Origin of the sequence: Legionella sp. km772 (assembly GCF_003989735.1) — a bacterium.
Classification (GTDB): Bacteria; Pseudomonadota; Gammaproteobacteria; order Legionellales; family Legionellaceae; genus Legionella.
On sequence record NZ_RZGQ01000334.1, the window covers coordinates 1 to 1,531 of the forward strand.

Below are 1,531 nucleotides of genomic sequence, written 5' to 3' on the forward strand. Positions count from 1 at the left end.
TGGAAAATCAAATAATCACTATAAAGATCAAGCATATCCATTTAATTCCCTCCCTAAAATTAAGGGCGGAATTCTAATGCTTTTTAGTCAAACTACAAGTTTATGTGCGTAACATGAGTATATAAGGGTATCTATAAAACAAAAATCAGTATTAAGATTGTTAAGGGTTTCTGATTCACCAATAATGAGGATCCCATCGGGTGTCATTTTTTTATTGATTAAATCCAAAACTTTCTTTTGATCTTCTGGAGTAAAATAAATCAACACATTACGTAATAAAATTAAATCAAATAATTGAGGAGAATTTAGAAAATTGAATAGGTTATGTTGTTTAAAATTTAATCTTTGTTTTATATCCGGAATAACACCGTAGTGTTCGGTCCTTTTATTAAAATATTTAAAAAATAAATCCGGCTTTTCTTGTTTGAATCGTTCAATTGAGCGGCCAGAGTAAAGTCCTTCGTTACATCTATGAATCATTTTCTGAGAGATATCAGTTCCTAAAATAGAATATTGAAATGAAGAAGAGCACTGTTGATCTTTAAAATGCTGTAAGATTGCCCCAAGAGTATGCGCTTCTTCGCCCGACGAGGCTGCTGCTGACCAGGCGCGAAAAGTGTTTCCTTTGTTTTTTGCTATCCATGTAGGAATTAAAGTATCGATTAGAAAGTTCCATATTCGTGGAGTGCGGTAACAGTAGGTTTCATGAGTGGTAATACTTTCAATAAAAATTTCCTTTTCTTGGCTATTTGAATTAATGAAATGGTAATAGTCCTCATAGGTGCTTAAATTAAGACTCAAGACTCTTTTTCTTAAGCGACTAATGAGCATTGATTGCCTGGTTTTATCAATTTTAATGCCAGTCAGTTGATGTATTAGCTTAATAAAATGATAAAAACTTTCATTGCTGATCTGATCTAAATTATTAAAATCCCTCATCCAATACCTCAAGAATTAAATCGTTCTACTGCTGCTTTTAATTGCTCTGCCCCCTCAACTAATTCTTTGGTAGCTTGAGCGATGGTGTCAGAAGCAATAGCTGATTGTTCTGTTGCATCAGCAACCCGTTGAATCCCGCCAGCTACCTCTTTGGAAGCTGTTTGTTGTTCTTGCGCAGCGGTTGATATTTCTGAAATAGAAAAGGTGGTCTTGCTTACCCCTTCAACAATTTTCTTAAACGCCTGTGCTGCTTCTTTTGATACTTCACTGCCCTGGGTAATTCGTTTAACCGATTCATTGATAAGTTTTGATATTTCTTTGGTGGCTTGGGATGAACGTTCTGCTAGTTTTCTTACTTCATCTGCTACTACCGAAAAGCCTAAACCATGTTCTCCCGCGCGCGCCGCCTCTATTGCCGCATTAAAAGCCAGCAGGTTGGTTTGGCTCGCAATTTCACTAATTACTTTAACAATTTGGCATGGTTCAAATAACCCCTGTTTTAGTGAGCACTGAGCGTGCGTAATCCTGCCCTGATGTGTTATGATTTGGGCATGAATTAATGATTCAATTGCTCTTTAAAAAGATCTAGAGA

2 protein-coding genes are annotated in these 1,531 nt (G+C 36.1%); both read right to left on the reverse strand.

Annotation, left to right across the window (positions count from 1 at the left end):
- Positions 1-87 precede the first annotated feature (87 nt).
- Positions 88-939: a protein-glutamate O-methyltransferase CheR gene (locus ELY15_RS15710; RefSeq protein ID WP_127101687.1), complete on the reverse strand. Its 852-nt coding sequence runs from the start codon at positions 937-939 to the stop codon at positions 88-90.
- Between the two features lie 8 nt (positions 940-947).
- The gene (locus ELY15_RS16780) at positions 948-1,508 is read right to left on the reverse strand and encodes a methyl-accepting chemotaxis protein (protein WP_127101688.1); all 561 of its coding nucleotides are present in this window, start codon (positions 1,506-1,508) and stop codon (positions 948-950) included.
- Between the last annotated feature and the right edge of the window lie 23 nt (positions 1,509-1,531).

Excerpts from the sequence above, each read along its gene's own strand:
- ELY15_RS15710 (WP_127101687.1), bottom strand. The coding sequence starts at position 939 with ATGAGGGATTTTAATAATTTAGATCAGATCAGCAATGAAAGTTTTTAT.